Here is a 20,460-nt window from a genome sequence, read left to right as displayed (position 1 = left end):
CGGGCCACGCCGATGCGCTGGCGCTGGCCGCCGGAGAACTCGTGCGGGAAGCGGTTGTAGTGCTCGGGGTTGAGGCCGACGATCTCCAGGAGTTCGCGGACGCGCTTCTCGCGGCCGCCGGGCGGGTCGATCCCGTTGATCTCCATCGGACCCGAGATGATCTTGCCGACCGTCTGGCGCGGGTTCAGCGAGGAGTACGGGTCCTGGAAGATCATCTGGATCTCGGAGCGGATCGGGGCGAGCTGTTTGCGCGTGGCATGGGTGATGTCCCGGCCGCGGTACGAGATCCGGCCCGCGGTCGGCTCCATCAGCCGGGTGATCAGCCGGCCCGTCGTCGACTTGCCGCAGCCCGACTCCCCGACCAGGCCGAAGCTCTCCCCCTCGTGCACGGTCAGGTCGATGCCGTCCACCGCCTGGACCTGGCCGACCGTGCGCCGGATCGGGAAGCCGCCCTTGACCGGGAAGTGCTTGGTCAGCCCTTCCACCACGAGCAGCGGTTCCCCTGCCGGACCGGCGGCCGCCTCGCGCGGGGCGGGGAGGACGAGGTCTTCCTTCATGACTCCTCTTTCTCCTGCGTCAGCCCAGCCGGGGCTTGATCTCTTCGATGAAGACGGTCCGCTTCTGCTCCGCCGTCAGGTGGCAGGCGGAGGCCCGGCCCGGTGCCAGCGGCGGGCGCTCGGTGACACAGCGGTCACCGCCGACCCGGTCCCGGAAGGTACAGCGCGGGTGGAAGCGGCAGCCGGACGGCGGGGTGAGCAGCGAGGGCGGCGTGCCGGGGATGGGCGCGAGCGGCGTGGCGACGTCCGAGTCCAGGCGGGGCATGGAGTTCAGCAGGCCCCAGGTGTACGGGTGCTGGGGTGCCCGCAGCACCTCGTCCACCGTGCCGCGCTCCACCGCGTTGCCCGCGTACATCACCATGATGTCGTCGGCCATGTCGGCGATGACGCCGAGGTCGTGGGTGATGAAGATGATCGCCGAGCCGAACTCCCGCTGGAGGTCCTTCAGCAGGTCCAGGATCTGGGCCTGGACCGTCACGTCGAGGGCCGTGGTCGGCTCGTCGGCGATCAGCAGGTCGGGGTCGCACACCAGGGCCATGGCGATCATCGCGCGCTGGCGCATACCGCCGGAGAACTGGTGCGGGTAGTCCTTGGCCCGCTGCCCCGGGTTGGGGATGCCGACCTTGCCGAGCATCTCCACCGCCCGCTCCCAGGCCTCCTTCTTGGAGGCGCCGGTGTGCTTGCGGAACGGCTCGGCGATCTGCCGGCCGACCGTGTAGTAGGGGGAGAGCGCGGTGAGCGGGTCCTGGAAGATCATGGCGACCTTGTTGCCGCGCAGCCTCTCCAGCTCGGACTCGCGGGCCGTGGTCAGCTCCTTGCCGTCGAGCAGGATCTCGCCCTCGACGGTGGTGAACATCGGGTTGTGCAGGCCGAGGACGGTCAGGTTGGTGACGGACTTGCCGGAGCCGGACTCGCCGACGATGCCGAGCGTGCGGCCGCGCTCCAGGTCGAAGGAGAGGCCGTCGACGGCCCGGACGGTCCCGTCCTCGGTGCGGAAGCTGACGTGCAGGTCCCGCACCGAGAGGAAGGCGTCCCCGGCGGCCGGGCGCGGCGCGCCGGCTTCCTTGGTCACAGTGGTCACGACAGGGCTCCTAGGACAGCCGCACGCGCGGGTCGATGAAGGCGTAGGCGGCGTCGACGACGATGTTGAACAGCAGGATCATCGAGGCCGCGAAGAGCATCACGCCGAGCAGCAGCGGCAGGTCGCTGAAGGCCACCGCGTCCACCGCGAGCCGCCCGAGCCCCGGCAGGCCGAAGGTGTACTCGGTGATGATGGCACCGCCGAACAGGGACCCCATGTCGATGCCGAAGATGGTGACGATCGGGATCAGCGAGCCGCGCCAGGCGTAGCGGAAGAAGACGTACCGCCGGGACATGCCCTTGGCGCGGGCGGTGCGCACATGGTCCTCCTGGAGCTGCTCGATCATCGCCGAGCGCGCCATGCGCGTGTACTGCGCGGCGAAGATGGTCGACAGGATCACCCAGGGGATGATCAGCCCGGTGAACCAGGCGACGGGGTCCTCAGTGAACTCGTTGTACGCCGGCTTCTCGAACAGCTGGGTCTGGTAGACGAGGATCGCCAGCGCCAGCGGGCCGAGGAAGTAGATCTGCATCGAGCTGACGACCATGGCGGTGGCGGTGGCCGTCTTGTCGATGAGGGTGCCGCGCCGCCAGGCGGCGAGCAGTCCGGCGCCCAGGCCGAAGGCGAGGAAGCAGACGGCCGCGCCGAGGGTGAGCGAGATGGTGGTCGGCAGCCGGTCGGTGAGGGTGCCCCAGACGGCCTCACCGGTGTGGAAGGAGTAGCCGAAGCAGGGCGCGGGGCAGGGGCCTTGCAGGTAGTCGTCGCTGCCTAGGACCAGGTTGTGCAGGAACAGCCAGTACTGCTCGGGGATCGACTTGTCGAGGCCGAGCACATGCCGGATGTTCTCCAGGTTGGCCGGCGTGCACGACTTGCCGCAGATCAGCAGCGCCGGGTCACGTGGCATCCCGTAGAAGATCAGGAACGTCACGATGGAGAGCAGGAAGAGGATGACGGCGGCGCCGAGGGCGCGGCGGACGAGGAAGCGCAGCATGGCAGGGGCAGCTCTCAGACGTCAGCGGGCCGGGCGGTACCCGGTGCCCGCCGCCGGGTCGCGGACGGGGCACCGGGTGCCGGGCCGGGCAGGGGTTACTTGACGTACAGGCGACGCGGGTCGACGCCGCTGATCACGTCGTCGTAGACGAGACCGCCGATCTTGGAGCCGGCGATCTGGACCTGCTTGTAGTACGCGGTCGGGACGACGTTGACGACGTCCTTGACGATGTACTCGTTGAGCTTGCCCCACTCGGCCGCGGCCTTCGCCGGGTCGGTGATCTTGCTGATCCGGTCGATCTCGCTGTTGATCTTCGGGTCGTTGACCTGCGAGTAGTTCTGCGCGCCCTCGGCGATCGCGCGGCCGTCGTACAGCGGCGGGATCACGGTGGAGGCGGACGGCCAGTCGGCGCCCCACGCGGTGTGGAAGATGTCGTAGTTGTTGTCCAGGGCGCTGACCTGGTCGTAGTAGGTCTCGGCCGGGATCTCCTGGCGCTGGACGTCGAAGCCGGCCTTCTCCAGGCCCGCCGCCATGGCGGTGGAGTACTGCTGGCCCTCGGGGGTGTTGATGTAGCCGAAGGTCAGCTTCATGCCGGTCTTGCCGGCCTCCTGAAGGAGCTGCTTGGCCTTCTCCGGGTCACCGGCGGGCTTCTTCTTCTTGCCCCACGGGTCGAAGGCCGCGTTGTAGCCGCTGACCGTCGGGGAGAGGATGCCGCCGGCGACCTCCATCGCGTCGGTGCCGCCGTAGGCGCGGACGAACGGCGTGACGGGGAGCGCGTAGGCGATGGCCTGGCGGATCTTGATGTCCTTCAGCTCCGGGTGGCTGAGGTTGATGTTCATCTGGCCGACGTACGGCTGGTAGCCGGTGACCGTACGGTCCTTCAGGCCCGGGTCGTTCAGCACCTTGGAGAGGTTGCCCGCGTCGACCGCGTTGCTGAAGCTGACGGCGGTCTTGTCCTTGCCGTTGTCGGCGAGCATCGCCTTGGTGGACTGCTCGTACTGGTGGTTGAAGGTGATGTCGAACCGGTCGACGTACTGGTGGCGCAGCGGGTCCGTCTTCGGGTCCCAGTTCTCGTTGCGCACCAGGGTCATCGACTTGCCGGACTTGAACTCCTGGATCTTGTACGGCCCCGCCGCCACCGGGTCCTTGTCGTACTTGGCCTTGGTGTCGAGCTTCTGGGGGACGATCGCGTAGCCGGCCATGGCCAGGGCGTACGGCAGGTCGGGGCGGGCGGTCTTGAACTTGAAGACGACCGTCTTGTCGTCCGGGGTCTCCAGCAGGGAGTCCGGGAGGTGCTTGCCCTTGTAGGGACCGTCCTTCAGCAGCTTGCGGTAGTCGGCGCCGGGGGTGTCGGCCAGCCACTGCTGGAGGTAGGGCGGGCCCTGGTTGATGAACGGCGCGAACAGGCGCTCGACGCTGTGCCGGACGTCCTTGGACGTGATCGGGGAGCCGTCCTCCCACTTGATGCCGTCCTTGAGCGTGTACTTCCAGGTCTTGCCGCCGTCGGTGGTGGTGCCCGGGTCGGTGGCGAGGTCGCCGACGATCTCGTGCTTCTTGCCGTCGCCGCTGGTGGCCTTGTATCCGGTGAGGCCTCTGTGGATCAGCTGGGAGACCGCCATCTCGTCCTGGACGTAGATCTGGCCCGGGTCGAGGTGGCCGTAACTGTCGCGGGCCAGCACGGAGATGGTGCCGCCGCTCTTGGCACCCGGCACCTCGGGCGCGGGCCCCTCGGAGTCCTTCGCGTCGCCGAACGGGATGGAACTCTGCTGCCGCTGGGCGTTCTCCTGCTGTTCCTTGTCGTTCTTGTCGTTCCCGGTCTTGCTGCCGCCCTCGCTGCAACCGGTGAGCACGAGAGCTCCGGCCGCGAGCACTGAGATTGCGGCGTGTATGTGGCGTCCGCCCCTACTCATCACTCAGATTCCACCCATCTGTGTTGCACCAGTTGCACACGGAATGGTCAGCGCGCTGTCTTGGGATCGAAGGCGTCCCTGACCGAGTCCCCGAGCAGGTTGAAAGCCACGATGAAGATGATCATCGAGACGCCGGGGAAGAACATGTACGTGATGTCGTTCTGCATCACGAGTTCGGTGGACGCCTTGGAGAACATCTGCCCCCAGTCCGGCGTCGGTTCGACGATGCCCACCCCGAGGAAGGACAGGCCGGCCTCGGCGGTCACGAAGTTGGGCAGCAGATACGTGGCCTGCACCAGGATCGGGGTGACCACGTTCGGCAGGATCTCCTTGCGGATGATCCGCCACGGCGAGGCCCCGCTGACCTTCGCCGCCTCGATGAACTCCCGTTCCCGCAGGGCGAGTGTGGTGCCTCTGAGGATGCGGCCGAGGCTCATCCAGCCCAGGAACCACTGCACCATGATCAGCGCCAGCACCCGCACGTAGGTGGGGGTCTCGTCCCGCGGGTGCACGAAGAGGGCGACCACCACCGGCATGCTGGCGATGAAGAACAGCTGGGCCGGGAAGGCGAGCAGGAAGTCGATGATCCGGCTGATCCAGTAGTCCGTCTTGCCGCCGAGGTAGCCGGCGGTGATGCCGAGCAGGATGCCGGTCAGGACGACCGTGACCGTCACCGCCACGGAGATCATCAGCGAGGTGCGGATGCCGTAGAGGAGCTTGGTGAAAACGTCGTAGCCGTTGCCGGGTTCCAGGCCGAACCAGAACTCGGCGCTGATGCCGCCGTTGGGCTGCACCGGCACGCCCGCGCTGTCGAAGAGTTCGGGCCGTTCGTCGGCGTAGACGGTGTACGGGTCCTTGCCGTACAGCTTCGCGATCACCGGTGCGAGCAGGGCGATCAGGAAGTAGAACCCGACGACACAGGCGGAGATCACGCCCGTGCGGTCGCGTTTGAAGCGCAGCCACATGAGCTGGCCGGGAGAGCGGCCGACGAGTTCGGGTTCCCCGGCCTTGCGCTCCGGTCCGGGGTCCCCGTCGGTGACGGCCGAGGTCGCGCCGCCCTCAAGGTCGATAGGACTTGTCACAGTTCGCCCATTTCACAGGTATGGGTGTGCCGAACCGCCGGCTCGCGGGGAGGCGCGAGCGCGGTACGGCGCATGAAGAGGCGTCAGGGCACCCTGAACCAGACGGGATCGGCGCAGCCGGACGCGCGTAGGCGAAGGCGTACGGCGCCGGCGGCTTCCCGGGCGGGGCTCAGCGCGGTTCGGTGTGCGGCGAGGTCCGGCCGACGACGGTCCGCGACATGGCTGTGGCCCGCCTCGCGCTTGTGACACCGCGCATGGGACTCCTCCTCATGACTCCACGTGTTCACCGACAGGAGGGGGCGCGCTTCTGATCCTCCGACACCCCTGACGGAGGGTCAGACACCCCCTGGTGCTCGTGAGTCGGCGCTGTCCCCACAGCGCGAGACCCATTGACCCGAGCGCTACGCGGCTAACTATCTGCCATCAGCCAACTACCGACCACCGTTCTTCAATCTCAATTCAGTCACAGCTCACCCGTAGATCTTCCAAAATCTGGACAAAGTGTTCGGGCGAAGAAGGCCGCGAAACGGACGTGTTACCTGGCTATCGGGCGAGGCTCTCCGCGTTTCGGACAACGGCGGGGGGTGAAGGCGCGAAAAAACGGGTGGAAAAAGGCCCGGGCGCCCCCATGCTGGGGACGCCCGGGCCTTCGGTAAGCGGGTGTCAGCTGTGCTTGGCGCGGCTCGCGGCGCGGGCACGCTCACGCTGGTCGAGCACGACCTTGCGGATGCGAACGGCCTCCGGGGTCACCTCGACGCACTCGTCGTCGCGGCAGAACTCCAGCGACTGCTCCAGCGACAGCTTGCGCGGCGGGACGATCGACTCGGTCACATCGGCCGTGGACGACCGCATGTTCGTGAGCTTCTTCTCCTTGGTGATGTTGACGTCCATGTCGTCGGAGCGCGAGTTCTCGCCGACGATCATGCCCTCGTACACCTCGGTGCCGGGCTCCACGAAGAGCACGCCGCGCTCCTGGAGATTCGTCATCGCGAACGCGGTGACGGCACCGGCGCGGTCGGCGACCAGCGAGCCGTTGTTACGGGTCTGCAGCGGGCCGAACCAGGGCTCGTGGCCCTCGTGGATGGAGTGGGCGATGCCCGTGCCGCGGGTCTGGGTCAGGAACTCGGTACGGAAGCCGATCAGACCGCGGGACGGCACCACGAACTCCATGCGGACCCAGCCGGAGCCGTGGTTCGACATGTTGTCCATCCGGCCCTTGCGGACGCCCATGAGCTGCGTGACCGCGCCCATGTGCTCCTCGGGCACGTCGATGGTCATGCGCTCGACCGGCTCGTAGACCTTGCCGTCGACCTCCTTGGTGACCACCTGGGGCTTGCCGACGGTCAGCTCATAGCCCTCCCGGCGCATGGTCTCGACGAGGATCGCCAGCGCCAGCTCGCCACGGCCCTGGACCTCCCAGGCGTCCGGGCGGTCGGTCTCCAGGACGCGGAGGCTGACGTTGCCGATCAGCTCGCGGTCCAGGCGGTCCTTGACCTGGCGGGCGGTGACCTTGCGGTCCTTCACGGCCGCCTTCGCGTCGGCGCCCTTGCCGGTGCCGCCGCGGCCGACCAGCGGGGAGGTGTTGGTGCCGATGGTCATCGAGATCGCGGGCTCGTCGACCGTGATCAGCGGCAGCGGAACCGGGTTCTCCGGGTCGGCCAGGGTCTCGCCGATCATGATCTCCGGGATGCCGGCGACGGCGCAGATGTCACCGGGGCCGGCCTTCTCGGCGGGCTTGCGGGTGAGCGCCTCGGTCATCATCAGCTCGGAGATGCGCACGTTCTGCACCGAGCCGTCGCGCTTCATCCAGGCCACGGTCTGGCCCTTCTTCAGCTCGCCCTGGTGGACGCGCAGCAGCGCGATACGGCCGAGGAAGTTGTCCGCGTCGAGGTTGGTGACGTGGGCCTGGAGCGGGGCGCCCTCGTCGTAGGTGGGGGCCGGGATGTGCTCCAGGATGGTGGAGAAGAACGGCTCCAGGCTGTCGGAGTCCGCCGGGACCGTGCCGTCGGCCGGCTTGGTCAGCGAGGCGACGCCGTCGCGGCCGCAGGCGTAGACGATCGGGAACTCGATCTGCTCCTCGTCGGCGTCCAGGTCGAGGAAGAGGTCGTACGTCTCGTTGACGACCTCGTCGATCCGGGAGTCCGGCCGGTCCGTCTTGTTGATGCACAGGATGATCGGGAGCCGCTGCTGGAGCGCCTTGCGCAGCACGAAGCGGGTCTGCGGGAGCGGGCCCTCGGAGGCGTCCACGAGCAGCACGACACCGTCGACCATCGACAGACCGCGCTCGACCTCGCCGCCGAAGTCGGCGTGGCCGGGGGTGTCGATGATGTTGATCGTGATCGGGTCCCCGCCGTCCTTGGGGTGGTACTTCACCGCCGTGTTCTTGGCGAGGATCGTGATGCCCTTCTCACGCTCCAGGTCGTTCGAGTCCATCATGCGGTCGTCGACGGAGTCGAGCTGGTGAGCGGCGAAGGCACCGGCCTGCTTCAGCATGCCGTCGACGATGGTGGTCTTGCCGTGGTCGACGTGGGCGACGATGGCGACGTTGCGGATGTCGTGGCGCGTGGCCATATTGAGGCGTACTCCCGGAGTGTGCGGACGGCTGCGCGTAGACCTGCGTTACGCGCGCCCTGCCGGGCTTGACATGCCACGGCCTCACCCCATGTTACGTGTCCCCGCCGGTTCCGACCGCCCGAGCCCCGCCGGGCCCGGCCGCCGGGCCCCGCCGCGGTCGCCCTCCGGGCCCCGCCACGGTCGCCCTCGAAGCCCCGTCCGAGCTGCTCTCCGGATCGTCCGGGCGCGGGCCGTCGGACCCGGTCCGGGTCAGCTGCGCGACGGGCTCGGTGCCGGCCTGACGGCCTTCTTCAGGAAGCCGATGTCCTGGAACACCGGGGTCTGGAAGCCGAACGCGCCCGCGTTGGCCAGGTTTCTGCGTGCCGCGACCAGCTGAGGGCGCTGGTAGAGCGGGATGGATCCGGCCGCGGCCCAGATGCGGGCGTCGGCCTTGCGGATCAGCGACCGAGCCTGCGACTCGTCCAGGGTGCCGATGGCCTCGTCGAAGAGCTGGTCCACCTGGTCGGTGCCGACCCGGGTCCAGTTCTGCTCGACCGAGAGGGAGCCGTCGGCGGCCGGGACCGGCTTGGCGTAGATCGGGCGGGCGTCGGTGGCGGGGAAGGCGGAGGCGGGCCAGGAGTAGAGGGCGAGGTCGTACGCGCCGGAGGCGATGTGGTCCTTGAAGTAGCTCTCGTCGCTGACCTTGATCAGCTCGGTGCGGATGCCGATCCGGTCCAGCATGCGGCTGATGCGTTCCGCGACCGTGTGCAGGCTCTCCGAGCCGGGACCGGAGGGCAGGACGAAGCGGAGCGCGAGCGGCTTGCCGTTCTTCGCCAGCACCCCGGTCCTGGCGCCCGCCGGTGCGGCGGTGCCCTCGGGGGCGTACGCGCCGGGGGCGCCGCCCTGCCTCAGCTGCTGGGTTCCGTCCTGGGCGAGGTGGTGGGCCTCACCCTGCCCGCCGTGGTCCTTCTCGGCGGCGCGGGCCTTGCCGTCCTGGCCGACGATGTACACGCCGTCGTCCTCGTCGCTCCCGGAGAGGTCCTTCCCGTCACCGCGGGACGCCTCCTGCGAGGCCTTCTCGCCGCGGGCGCCGGCCGCCTTCTCGCCCTTCTCGGTCTCGTCCAGCGGCCCGCCGCGCACCCACCCGGCGTCCGCGAGCAGCGCCTGCGCCTCGGCGGTGTTCTGGTCGCCGAGGGCGCCGCTGTTGTCGGCGTAGGCGGCCTGGCCGGCGAGGGCGAGGTGGCTGCCGACGGGTACGGCGGGCAGGCCCAGCGGCTTCAGGACGGCCGCGGCCAGCTCCTCGCGGTCGAGGGCGCGGGCGACGGCGCGGCGGACCCGTTCGTCGGCGAGCGGGCCGTGGGAGCCGTTGAGGGCGAGCTGGGTGTAGGCGGGCTCCAGGGACTTGCGGACCTCGAAGGCGGCCAGCTCGCGCTGGCGGCGGGACGGCGTGCCCGCGCGTCGCCGCTCCCCGGCGCGGGCCTTCCCGTCGCCGCCCCGGTCGGGGGAGGTGGCGGACCCGTCACCCGGGGAGGCGGCGGATCCGTCACCCGGGGAGGCCGCGGATCCGTCACCCGAGGAGGTGGCGGACCCCTCACCCGAGGAGGCGGGCGTCCCGCCGTCCGGCGCGGCGGACGGGGCCGGCGGGCCCGCGGCGGCGGTGATCCGGCGGGCGGCGGCCGGGTCGATCTCGGCCAGGTCGACCTTCCCGGCGGCCAGCGCGGCGGCCCGCTCCTCGCGGTCGACGGCGGTCAGCACGATCTCGGAGAGCTTGGTCGGGTCGCCCCACCAGCGGGGGTTGCGGGTGAGGACGACCTCGTCGTCCGTGCGGTCGACCTTCTTGACGGCGAACGGCCCGGCGGTGATCTTCAGCTTCCTGCGGGCGCCGTCGTTGAAGGCGTCCGGGGTGCCCATGACCTCCTTCGGGTACAGCGGCGAGAACAGCGAGCGCCAGTCCGCGTAGGGGCGGTTGAAGGTGACCCGGACCTCCAGGTCGTTCGCGCCGCGCTCGATCCGCTCGATGCGGTCGTAGCCGGCGTTGCGCGCGGTCCAGTACGCGCTGTCCTTGCCGGACAGGGCGCGCCACTGGGCGGCGAAGTCGGCGGCGCCGATCTCGCGGCCGTCGCTCCAGACCGCCTGCTGGTTGAGCCGGTAGAGCACGACCTGCCGGGGCTCGGTCTCGACGACCTCGGCCGACTCCAGGAAGTCGGAGTCGAGCCGGGGCCGGCCGGCGGCGTCCAGCCGGTACATCGACGGCAGGACGGCCTGGGCGATCCGGGTGGTGGCGGCGTCGGCGTCCGCCTGGAAGGTGTTCAGGGTCTCCGGCACGGCGTCCACCGCCCAGCGCAGGGTGCCGCCGTCGGCGACCTGGGCGCGCGCGGCCGGGGCGATGTCCTGGGCGGCCAGCGGCTTGCCCGCCGGGTCCTTGGAGCTGCACCCGGCGAGCACCGGCACGGTGAGCACGCCCGCCGTGAGGAAGGCGACCGAGCGCATGACCGCGCGTGTGCTGACGACGCCGTCGTGGGACATCTCGTGTTACCTCCGGGGGCCGCGGGCGTTACGCTCACTTTTGGCGGTATATGGAAGCTGATCACATATATGGCGATGTATGCGGCCACTGAAGAGGAAAGGGTTCGGCAACGGACGGCGACACGGCGGTGACCGACCGGAAGGTCACCCGTCCGGCGCAGCGCACCACGGGACGCACCCGCACGCCTCGGCCAATCGGTGCACGTCCCCTTCCCACCGGCAGGTGTGACGCGCGACACTCGCAGGCGCATGACCGTTGCCGCCCACGGCCAGCCGGCCGACGGAAGTGAGGTCACGTCATGTCCGTGCACGATGAACTGGCATCCCTCCAGCGGTGCCTCGACGATCTGAGCCGGTCGGTGAGCCGCCTGGAACAGCGGATGGGCAGCGGCGGAGTCGACATCCGCCGGGTCCGCGCCGACTGCGAGCACCTGCGCGAGAGCGTCGCGCTGCTGCGCGAGACGGCCACCGGGTCCGCTGCCGCCCGGCACCCGGAGCTGGTCACGATCTCCGACGACCCGTACGACGTCACCCTGTGGAGCGACTCGGACGACGAGGGTCTCGGCGCCCGTGACCGTCGCGCCCCCTGAGCCACCGAGCCGACCGGAGTCACGCCTTGGCCACTGGTACGGAACCTCCGACAACGCGGCGGGGTCCGGCCGCCGGCGGCGTACGCGCCGCCGGCCGTGCCGCGATCGCCGCCCCGCATCTGCGCACCGACCGCTGGTGGCTGGCCCCGGCCGCCACCGCCGCCGGGCTGCTCGCCTTCGTCGTCTACTCGACCTGGCGGGCTTTCGCCAACGCCGACTACTACGCGCCGCCCTACGTCTCGCCGTTCTACTCGCCGTGCCTGGCGGAGAACTGCGAGCCGATGAAGGCGGGCCCCAACTGGGAGATCGTCGGGAACTGGTGGGGGATCTCCCCCGCCGTCCTCATCCTGATCTTCCCGCTGGGCTTCCGCCTGACCTGCTACTACTACCGCAAGGCCTACTACCGGGGCTTCTGGGCGTCCCCGCCGGCCTGCGCGGTCGCCGAACCGCACAAGAGGTACACCGGTGAGACCCGCTTCCCGCTGATCCTGCAGAACATCCACCGCTACTTCTTCTACGCGGCGCTCCCCGTCGCCGGGATCCTCACCTACGACACCGTGCTCGCCTTCCGCGACGAGCGCTACGCGTGGGGCCACATGGGCCTCGGCACCCTGGTGTTCGTCGTCAACATCGTGCTGATCTGGGCGTACACCCTCTCCTGTCACTCCTGCCGGCACATCGTCGGCGGCAAGCTCAAGCACTTCTCCCGGCACCCCGTGCGCTACCGCATGTGGCAGTGGGCGGGGAAGCTCAACGCCCGGCACATGCTGCTCGCCTGGACGTCGCTGGCGAGCGTGGCGCTCGCCGACTTCTACGTCTATCTGGTCGCGTCCGGTGTCTTCGAGGATCCGAGGTTCTTCTGATGTCCGTGGTGGAGCGGCAGGAGTGGGACGTCGTCGTGGTCGGGGCCGGCGGGGCGGGGCTGCGCGCCGCCATCGAGGCCCGTGAGCGCGGCGCCCGTACGGCGGTGATCTGCAAGTCGCTGTTCGGCAAGGCGCACACGGTGATGGCCGAGGGCGGCATCGCGGCCGCGATGGCCAACGCCAACGAGAACGACAGCTGGCAGGTCCACTTCCGCGACACGATGCGCGGCGGCAAGTTCCTCAACCAGTGGCGGATGGCCGAGCTGCACGCCCGGGAGGCGCCGGAGCGGGTGTGGGAGCTGGAGACCTGGGGCGCGCTGTTCGACCGTACGAAGGACGGGCGGATCTCCCAGCGCAACTTCGGCGGTCACGAGTACCCGCGCCTCGCCCACGTCGGCGACCGCACCGGCCTGGAGCTGATCCGCACCCTCCAGCAGAAGATCGTCGCGCTCCAGCAGGAGGACCACCGCCAGACCGGGGACTACGAGTCCCGGCTGAAGGTCTTCCAGGAGTGCACCGTCACGCGGGTGCTGAAGGACGGCGAGCGGGTGTCCGGGGTCTTCGCCTACGAGCGCGAGAGCGGCCGATTCTTCGTCCTGGAGGCGCCCGCCGTGGTGATCGCCACGGGCGGCATCGGCAAGTCCTTCAAGGTGACGTCGAACTCGTGGGAGTACACCGGCGACGGGCACGCGCTGGCGCTGCTGGCCGGGGCTCCGCTGCTGAACATGGAGTTCGTGCAGTTCCATCCGACGGGCATGGTCTGGCCGCCGTCGGTCAAGGGCATCCTGGTCACCGAGTCGGTGCGCGGCGACGGCGGGGTGCTCAGGAACTCCGACGGCAAGCGGTTCATGTTCGACTACATCCCGGACGTCTTCAAGGAGAAGTACGCCGAGACCGAGGACGAGGCCGACCGCTGGTACGACGACCCGGACCACAACCGGCGCCCGCCCGAACTGCTCCCCCGTGACGAGGTCGCCCGGGCGATCAACACGGAGGTGAAGGAGGGCCGCGGCTCCCCGCACGGCGGGGTGTTCCTGGACGTGTCGACCCGCATGCCCGCCGAGGTGATCAAACGGCGGCTGCCGTCGATGTACCACCAGTTCAAGGAGCTGGCCGACGTCGACATCACCGCGGAGCCCATGGAGGTCGGGCCGACCTGCCACTACGTGATGGGCGGCATCGCCGTCGACTCGGACACGGCGGCGGCGCGCGGGGTGCCGGGGCTGTACGCCGCCGGTGAGGTGGCCGGCGGGATGCACGGCTCCAACCGGCTCGGCGGCAACTCGCTGTCCGACCTGCTGGTGTTCGGGCGGCGGGCGGGCCTGCACGCCGCGCGGTACGCGCACGGACTGGCCGGCCGGCGCCCGGCCGTGGACACCGCCCAGGTGGACGCGGCAGTCGAGGAGGCGCTGCGGCCGTTCTCGGCCGGCGGCGAGAACCCGTACAGCCTGCACCAGGAGCTGCAGCAGACCATGAACGACCTGGTCGGCATCATCCGCCGGGAGGAGGAGATGGCGCAGGCCCTGGAGCGGCTCGCCGCGCTGCGCGCGCGGGCGGCCAACGCGGGAGTGGAGGGGCACCGCCAGTTCAACCCGGGCTGGCACCTGGCCCTCGACCTGCGGAACATGCTGCTGGTCAGTGAGTGCGTGGCCCGCGCGGCGCTGGAGCGCACCGAGTCGCGCGGCGGCCACACCCGGGAGGACTTCCCGTCGATGGACCGGGCGTGGCGGCGGGTGAACCTGCTGTGCGCGCTCGGCGCCGGGGAGCGGATCGTCCTCACCCGCGAGACCACCGATCCCATCCGTCCCGACCTGCTCGCCCTGTTCGAGAAGGAGGAGCTGGTCAAGTACCTCGCCGAAGAGGAGCTGGTCACATGAGCGGCTACGAGGCGCGCTTCAGGGTGTGGCGGGGCGACGCGGACGGCGGCGGCCTGGAGGACTTCCGGGTCGAGGTGAACGAGGGCGAGGTCGTCCTCGACATCATCCACCGCCTCCAGGCGACCCAGGTGCCCGACCTGGCCGTCCGCTGGAACTGCAAGGCGGGCAAGTGCGGTTCGTGCTCCGCGGAGATCAACGGGCGGCCACGGCTGATGTGCATGACCCGGATGTCGGTGTTCGGCCGCGACGAGACGGTCACCGTGACCCCCCTGCGGGCGTTCCCGGTCGTGCGGGACCTGGTGACGGACGTCGGCTTCAACTACGCCAAGGCGCGGGAGGTCCCGGCGTTCGTGCCGCCCGCCGGGGTGGCGCCGGGCGAGTACCGGATGATGCAGGAGGACGTGGACCGCCCGCAGGAGTTCCGCAAGTGCATCGAGTGCTTCCTGTGCCAGGACACCTGCCATGTGGTGCGCGACCACGAGGAGAACAAGACCGCGTTCGCGGGCCCGCGCTTCCTGATGCGGATCGCGGAGCTCGACATGCACCCGCTGGACGCGGCGGCCGAGACCGGCCTCGACCGCAAGACGACCGCCCAGGACGAGCACGGCCTGGGCTACTGCAACATCACCAAGTGCTGTACGGAGGTCTGCCCCGAGGGCATCAAGATCACCGACAACGCGCTGATCCCGCTGAAGGAACGGGCCGTGGACCGCAAGTACGACCCGCTGGTCTGGCTGGGCTCGAAGATCAGGCGGCGCTCCTCAGCAGGCTGAGCGTCTGCCGGAGGTGGTGTTCCGCGATGGACCGCATGGCCCCGTGGTGCGGGAAGTCGCCATCGAGGAGGCGCAGCGGCCCGGCCACCAGGGACAGGTGCGTCGCCAGGCGGTACAGGCGCAGCCGGTCCTCGTCGAGGCCGGGGGCGCGCAGGACGTCGTAGTGGGAGCCGAAGCGGATCCGCAGGAAGACGTGCTCCCACTCGGCGTCGAAGTACATCAGGCCCTCGATGTCGATCAGGGCCGGGTGCCCCTGGGCGTCCAGCAGGACGTGGTCGGGGCCGAGTTCGCCGTGCACGAGGGTGTGCCGGGCGCGTGGCCGGACCGCCGCGGCCAGGTCCCGCAGCAGGCCGGCGAGGTCACCGTGGACGGCGGCGATCCGCCCGTCGCGGGCGGCGGCCCCGGCGAGGGAGCGCAGGGCGGCCTCGGTGACCCGCCGCTCGCAGGAGACGGCCGACGAGGTCCCGCCGCCGTCGACCACGGCGACCTTGCCGAGGGCCGGTCCCTCGTGCGCGCGCAGCCGGGCCAGCTCGGCGGCCAGCCGCTCCAGGGCGGCGCGCCCCGCCGCCGGGTCCCGGGTCAGCGCCGCCTCCAGGCTGCCGCCCGGCAGGTCCTCGACGACCGCGGCGTCGGCCGGGAGGTGGGTGCGCGCGGCGTCGGCGTACAGCAGGCGCGGGGTGCGTACCCCGGCGGCGGTCAGCCGGTCGTGCGCGGCCGTGAAGAGGCCGAGTCCCGTGCCGGGTGACAGGGGGTCGCGGGGGTCGGCGGGCCCGGCGTCCCAGTAGTCCTCGTCCGCCGACCAGACGTAGGCGATGGCGGTGCAGCCGTCGTCGCGGGTGAGGCGGTAGACGCCCTTGCGGCTGCCGCCGCGCAGCCGGGTGACCGCGGCGAGCTGGCGACCGCGGCCGAGGGCGGCGCGGGCCAGGGGGACGAGGTCGTCGCGGGTCAGGAGCGTACGGGTCACGGGCTGCGCCTCCCGGGCGTGCGGCGTGCGGGGGTGAGGCGCGGATTCTCGCAGCCGGGGCGCCGGGGCCGGGAGGCGTTTTCCGCGCCGGGGGGCGCACCCCCGCTCGCGGTGGGGCAATCCTGCTCATACGCTCCGAAAGGTGACGCCCTCCTCCCTCCGAGGCCGGCCCCGGCGAGCGGCCTCGCACCTGCCGGCCCGGGTGGCGCACGCCGTGCTGGGCGCGGTGGTCGCGGTGCTGTGGCTGGTGCTGCCGGGGACGACGACGGACCGGGCCACGCCGGCCGGGCCGGCGCCGAGCGCGGCGGCGCAGCCGACGCGGACCGAGGAGACGGCCACCGCCGATCTGGTGCTGCCGCTGCTGGCGCTGGGCACGGCGCTGGCGCTCGGCGCGTACGGCCATGTCCGGCGCGCCCGTCGCCTGCGGACCCGCACCACGCCGGGCGGCCCGCGTCCGGGCCCCGCTCCCGGCGCCGCGCTCACCGATCTGGACGAGCGGGCGCGGGCCGCGCTGGTGGTGGCCGACGACTGCGTGCGGGTCAGCTCCGAGGAACTGGACTTCGCCGCCGCCCGCGCGGACGCCGGCGCCGTGGCGCCGTACGCGCGCGCGGTGGACGCCGCGCGGGCCGAGCTGACGGAGGCGCTGCGGATGCGGCGCCGGTACGACGAGGGCGTGCCGGCGGAAGAGGCGGCCCGGCACCAGGCGCTCGCCGGGATCGTGGGCCGCTGCGCGGAGGCCGGCCGGCTGCTCGACGAGGCGGCCGCCGGGTTCGACCGGCTGCGCGCACTGGAGGAGGCGGAGGGGTTCGGCGGGGCGCTGGAGGTGGCGGAGGGCCGCTTCCGGGAGCTGGCGGGGCGGACCGGGGCGGCGGAGGCGGCGTTCGCGGATCTCGCCCCGCGGTATTCGCCCGCCGCGCGGGCACCGGTCGTCGGGTACGCCGAACAGGCCAAGGACCGGCTGGTGTTCGCCACCACCCGGCTCAACCGGGCCCGCCAGTGCGCCGACCGCGGCGAGCGGGACCGGGCCGTCGCCCATCTGCGCGCCGCCGAGGGCGCCGTGGCCCAGGCCGGGATCCTGGTGGCCGCCGTCGGCCGGCAGGCGGACCTGCTCACCCGTGCCGCCGAACTGGTCCCGGCGGCCCTGACCGGGGCGGAGGCGGAACTGGCGGGGGCGCGCGAGCGGGCCGGGGCGGAAGCCGGGGTGCGGCGCGAGCGGGGCGAGGCGGCATCCGGGGTCGCGCGCGAGCGGGCCGGGGCGGTGGACGTGCCCGTCGGGGAGTTGCGGGCGCGGGTCCTGCACGCCGACGCGGTGCTGTCCGCCGTACGGGAGGAGCTGACCTCGGGGCCGTGCGACCCGCTGGACCTGCTGCTGCGGATCGCGCGGGTGACCGCGCCGGTCGCCGCCGGGCGGGCGGCGGTGCTGCCGGCCGCGGCGGCGCTGGTCGCCCGCGGCGCCGTGGCCGCCGCGGCGGACTACGTCGCCACGCATCGCGGCGCGGTCGGCGCCGAGGCCCGCACCGTGCTCACGGCGGCGCGGGACGCGGAGGAGACGGACCCCCTGACCGCCGAGGCGCTGGCCCGCCAGGCGCGGCAGCTCGCCGAACGCGACGTCCGCGCCCGCGGTCACCCCGACGCCGCTCCGGGCACCGGCGTCTCCGGAGCGCTCCTCGGCGGCGTCCTGCTGGGTCCCGCCCCGGCCGACGCCCCGGCGCCGAGCTTCGGCGGGCCCCGCACCCGGGCCCGGCGGACCCCGCGGGCGCCGTGATCGCCGCCGGCGGGTCCGGCGGCCGGTCTAGAACAGGCTCAGCAGGGCCTCCGCCGGGTCCGCCACACCGTTCTCGCCGTCCGGGAGGGCCAGTTCGAACCAGACCGTCTTGCCGCGGTGGGTGCGGCGGGAGCCCCAGGCGGCGGAGAGCAGGCCGACGAGTTGCAGGCCGCGCCCGCCCTCGTCGGTGTCGCGGGCCCGGCGCCGGCGCGGCTGGACGAGGCCGGAGTCCCAGACCTCGCAGACCAGGGTGCGGTCCAGCAGCAGGCGGAGTCTGATCTCGCCCTCGCCGTAGCGCAGGGCGTTGGTGACCAGCTCGCTGACCAGGAGTTCGGCGGTGTCCACCAAGGGCTCCAGGTCCCAGGACAGCAGCTGGCCGCGGGCGTACTCGCGGGCCCGGCCCACGCTGCGCGGCTCGCGCGGCAGTGTCCAGTCGCCGACGGACTCGGCGGGCAGGCCCTGGACGCGGGCCATGAGCAGGGCGAGGTCGTCCTCGCCGTGGTGGGTGTCGAGGGTGTTGAGGACGTGGTCGCAGACGTCCTCCAGGGGGCGGTTCGGGTCAGTCAGCGCTCCGACGAACGCCTGCAGGCCCTCGTCGAGCGGGTGGTCGCGGGACTCCACGAGGCCGTCGGTGTAGAGGGCCAGCAGCGCGCCCTCGGGGAGTTCGATCTCCACCTCCTCGAACGGCTCCCCGCCCACGCCGAGCGGCATCCCCGGCGGCACGTCCAGCATCAGCGCGGGCTCGCCGGGCTCCACCAGCACGGGCGGCAGGTGGCCCGCGTTGGCGAAGGTGCAGCGCCGGGTGACGCTGTCGTAGACCGCGTACACACAGGTGGCCAGATACACCTCGGACAGGTCGGCCTCGCGGGGACGGCGCGCGGCGCGGGTGGCCTGCTGGATGCCGGGCCCGGCGCCGAAGGCCTGGGCGGGCCCGCCGGGGGTGCCGAGGCCGCGCGCGATCTCGTCCAGCTGGGAGAGCACCTCGGCCGGTTCCAGGTCGAGCTGGGCCAGCGTCCGTACGGCCGTGCGCAGTTCGCCCATGGCGACGGCGGCGCGCAGGCCGCGTCCCATGACGTCGCCGACGACCAGCGCGGTGCGGTGGCCGGGCAGTTCGATGACGTCGAACCAGTCGCCGCCGACCTCGCTGGGGCGTCCGGTGGAGGCGTTGCCGGGCAGATAGCGGCAGGCGATGTCGAGTCCGGCGGCGACCGGGTCGCCGGGCGGCAGCAGGGAACGCTGCAGTATCAGCGCGCGTTCGTGCTCGCGCCGGTAGAGGCGGGCGTTGTCGATGCAGACGGCGGCGCGGGCGGCCAGTTCCACGGCCAGGTCGCGGTCCCGGTCGCCGAACGGCTCGCTGCCCTTCGTGCGGGAGAACTGGGCGAGTCCGACGACGGTGTCGTGGGCGACCATCGGCACCGCGAGGGTGGACTGGACGAGTCCGCCCTCGTCCGGGGGGACGAGCCGGGGGCGGGCGGTGCGCAGGGCGTCCGCACACGGGGAGTTGAACGGGTAGTGGTGGACCGCGCCGACCTTGACGGGTTGGCCGGTGCCGGCGAAGGGCGCGTCGGAGACGGCGCTGGCGAAGGCGACGCGGCGCAGTTCGGCGCTGCCGTCGGGCAGGCCGGGCGGGGTCTCGTCGCCGACCAGGAGGCCCTGGTAGAGGTCGACGGTGGCCAGGTCGCAGAAGCCGGGGACGACGACGTCGAGGAGTTCGCGGGCGGTGGTCTCCAGGTCGAGGGAGTTCCCGATGCGGGCGCCGGCCTCGTTGAGGAGGGCGAGATTGCGCCGCGCGTTGGCGGCCTCGCGGGCGGCGGCGCGGCGGGCGGTGATGTCGGTTCCCAGCCAGGCGATGCCGATGGGGCGGCCGGTGCCGCTGTGCACCCGGTAGAGGTTGACCGACCAGTGCCGCCGCTCGTCGGAGCCGGGCACGAACCCGGTGACGTGCATGTCGGTGATGGAGTCGCCGGTCTCCAGGACCCGGCGCAGGGTCGCGGAAACCCGCTCGGCCTCGGCGCGCGGCAGGTAGTCGTGGACGCCGCGGCCGCGGTGGTCGTCGGGGGTGCCGCCGAAGATGGAGGCGAACCGCTGGTTGGCGCGGCGCACCCGCAGATCGGTGTCGATCAGCAGGAACCCGAAGGGAGATTGACCGAAAATCGCCTGCGAGGCGGCGAGATCCGTCTCGATGCTGCGCAGCACGCGGACGTCGACGACGATGCAGACCGCGGCCCTCTCGCCGTCCTCGGTCCGGGTCGGCATCACATAGACCTCGGCGAGTCCGTCCGTGCCGCGCCCGCCCTCCGGGTCCGGGGTGCGGAAGGGGACCACGCCGGTCCACTCCCGCCCGTCCAGGATCTCCGCCATCTTGCGCTGGCCGCGCTCGCGCAGGTCGGGGTCGACGAACGCCTCGATGGGGTCCATGCCGACGGCCCGCTGGGCGGGGATGCCGAACAGCTGCTCCGCGCGCAGGCTCCACTGGTCCACCAGCCCGTCGGGGCCGATGGAGAAGGAGGCGACCTTGATGTAGTCGTAGATCGAGCCGGGCGGGCTGCTCTGCCAGAGCGCGTCGGCGGGCGGCGCCGGTGAGGATCCGCCCGCGGTGCCCGCGGTTCCCGCGGTGCCCGTGATGGCGGCACCCCCGGCCCGCAGCCTCGCGCCGTCCGACGGGTCCTCGGACTCCGTGGCCTTCGCTGGTATCTCGCTCACGCGAACCGTCCCCTCCAGCTCACCGCGTCCGGTACCGGTCACCGGGGGCGGCTGCCCGCAGTATCCAGCACTACGGCGCCGCGCAACACGGTGTTCACGATCACAGCACGGTCCAGGTGCTTTTCGGACCCCGCTGCGAGAACACTTCCAGTCTTCTAACCAGGGGACCCGCCCGCGAATCACGCCGCGGGGCACCGGCTGGTGGCCTGATCCGCATGTTTGGAC

At 71.7% G+C, this 20,460-nt stretch carries 14 protein-coding genes; 5 read left to right on the top strand and 9 right to left on the bottom strand.

Translation table 11 applies throughout. The features are described from left to right. The 7 genes from AB0K92_RS02875 to AB0K92_RS02845 form a co-directional block, all read right to left on the bottom strand. Positions 1 to 557, bottom strand: a 557-nt coding sequence (locus tag AB0K92_RS02875) for an ATP-binding cassette domain-containing protein (protein ID WP_365918728.1), incomplete at its 3' end; no start/stop codon positions are given. 19 nt (positions 558 to 576) lie between these two features. Further along, a complete protein-coding gene (locus AB0K92_RS02870; protein ID WP_365918726.1) occupies positions 577 to 1,638 on the bottom strand; it encodes an ABC transporter ATP-binding protein in 1,062 nt (353 codons plus the stop codon). Positions 1,639 to 1,648: 10 nt separating this feature from the next. Then, complete coding sequence (locus AB0K92_RS02865; protein ID WP_166002130.1) at positions 1,649 to 2,629, bottom strand: ABC transporter permease; 981 nt, start codon at positions 2,627 to 2,629, stop codon at positions 1,649 to 1,651. Positions 2,630 to 2,724: 95 nt separating this feature from the next. Further along, a complete protein-coding gene (locus AB0K92_RS02860; protein WP_365918724.1) occupies positions 2,725 to 4,539 on the bottom strand; it encodes an ABC transporter substrate-binding protein in 1,815 nt (604 codons plus the stop codon). Between the two features lie 47 nt (positions 4,540 to 4,586). After that, the gene (locus tag AB0K92_RS02855) at positions 4,587 to 5,621 is read right to left on the bottom strand and encodes an ABC transporter permease (protein ID WP_166002128.1); all 1,035 of its coding nucleotides are present in this window, start codon (positions 5,619 to 5,621) and stop codon (positions 4,587 to 4,589) included. A gap of 663 nt (positions 5,622 to 6,284) precedes the next feature. Continuing rightward, the gene (gene typA, locus AB0K92_RS02850) at positions 6,285 to 8,192 is read right to left on the bottom strand and encodes a translational GTPase TypA (RefSeq protein ID WP_166002127.1); all 1,908 of its coding nucleotides are present in this window, start codon (positions 8,190 to 8,192) and stop codon (positions 6,285 to 6,287) included. A gap of 252 nt (positions 8,193 to 8,444) precedes the next feature. Beyond that, complete coding sequence (locus AB0K92_RS02845) at positions 8,445 to 10,700, bottom strand: ABC transporter family substrate-binding protein (RefSeq protein WP_365918721.1); 2,256 nt, start codon at positions 10,698 to 10,700, stop codon at positions 8,445 to 8,447. Between the two features lie 299 nt (positions 10,701 to 10,999). On the opposite strand from AB0K92_RS02845, the gene AB0K92_RS02840 reads away from it, so the two are divergent. The 4 genes from AB0K92_RS02840 to AB0K92_RS02825 are packed head-to-tail and all read left to right on the top strand — an operon-like array spanning position 11,000 to position 14,803. Next, positions 11,000 to 11,290, top strand: coding sequence for a hypothetical protein (locus tag AB0K92_RS02840; RefSeq protein WP_365918719.1), 291 nt, complete (start codon positions 11,000 to 11,002; stop codon positions 11,288 to 11,290). A gap of 26 nt (positions 11,291 to 11,316) precedes the next feature. Further along, positions 11,317 to 12,153 carry a hypothetical protein gene (locus AB0K92_RS02835; protein WP_365918717.1) on the top strand — a complete coding sequence of 279 codons (837 nt, stop codon included), beginning with the start codon at positions 11,317 to 11,319 and terminating at the stop codon, positions 12,151 to 12,153. After that, a complete protein-coding gene (locus AB0K92_RS02830) occupies positions 12,153 to 14,030 on the top strand; it encodes a fumarate reductase/succinate dehydrogenase flavoprotein subunit (protein ID WP_365918715.1) in 1,878 nt (625 codons plus the stop codon). The genes AB0K92_RS02835 and AB0K92_RS02830 overlap by 1 nt, the downstream gene beginning before the upstream one ends. Then, complete coding sequence (locus AB0K92_RS02825) at positions 14,027 to 14,803, top strand: succinate dehydrogenase/fumarate reductase iron-sulfur subunit (RefSeq protein ID WP_365918713.1); 777 nt, start codon at positions 14,027 to 14,029, stop codon at positions 14,801 to 14,803. Before AB0K92_RS02830 ends, AB0K92_RS02825 begins: the two co-directional genes overlap by 4 nt. On the opposite strand, the gene AB0K92_RS02820 is transcribed toward AB0K92_RS02825, so the two are convergent. Further along, a complete protein-coding gene (locus tag AB0K92_RS02820) occupies positions 14,778 to 15,767 on the bottom strand; it encodes a phosphotransferase (protein WP_365918711.1) in 990 nt (329 codons plus the stop codon). The two genes, AB0K92_RS02825 and AB0K92_RS02820, sit on opposite strands and share 26 nt — an antisense overlap. Positions 15,768 to 15,909: 142 nt before the next feature. Between AB0K92_RS02820 and AB0K92_RS02815 the strand changes: the two genes are divergently transcribed. After that, positions 15,910 to 17,532: a hypothetical protein gene (locus AB0K92_RS02815; RefSeq protein WP_365918709.1), complete on the top strand. Its 1,623-nt coding sequence runs from the start codon at positions 15,910 to 15,912 to the stop codon at positions 17,530 to 17,532. Between the two features lie 27 nt (positions 17,533 to 17,559). Here the strand turns inward: AB0K92_RS02815 and AB0K92_RS02810 are convergent, their stop codons facing one another. Then, positions 17,560 to 20,235, bottom strand: coding sequence for a SpoIIE family protein phosphatase (locus AB0K92_RS02810; protein WP_365918707.1), 2,676 nt, complete (start codon positions 20,233 to 20,235; stop codon positions 17,560 to 17,562). Between the last annotated feature and the right edge of the window lie 225 nt (positions 20,236 to 20,460).

The organism is Streptomyces sp. NPDC052687, from assembly GCF_040678395.1.
Classification (GTDB): domain Bacteria; phylum Actinomycetota; class Actinomycetes; order Streptomycetales; family Streptomycetaceae; genus Streptomyces.
This window is presented reverse-complemented; position numbering and strand designations above follow the sequence as displayed.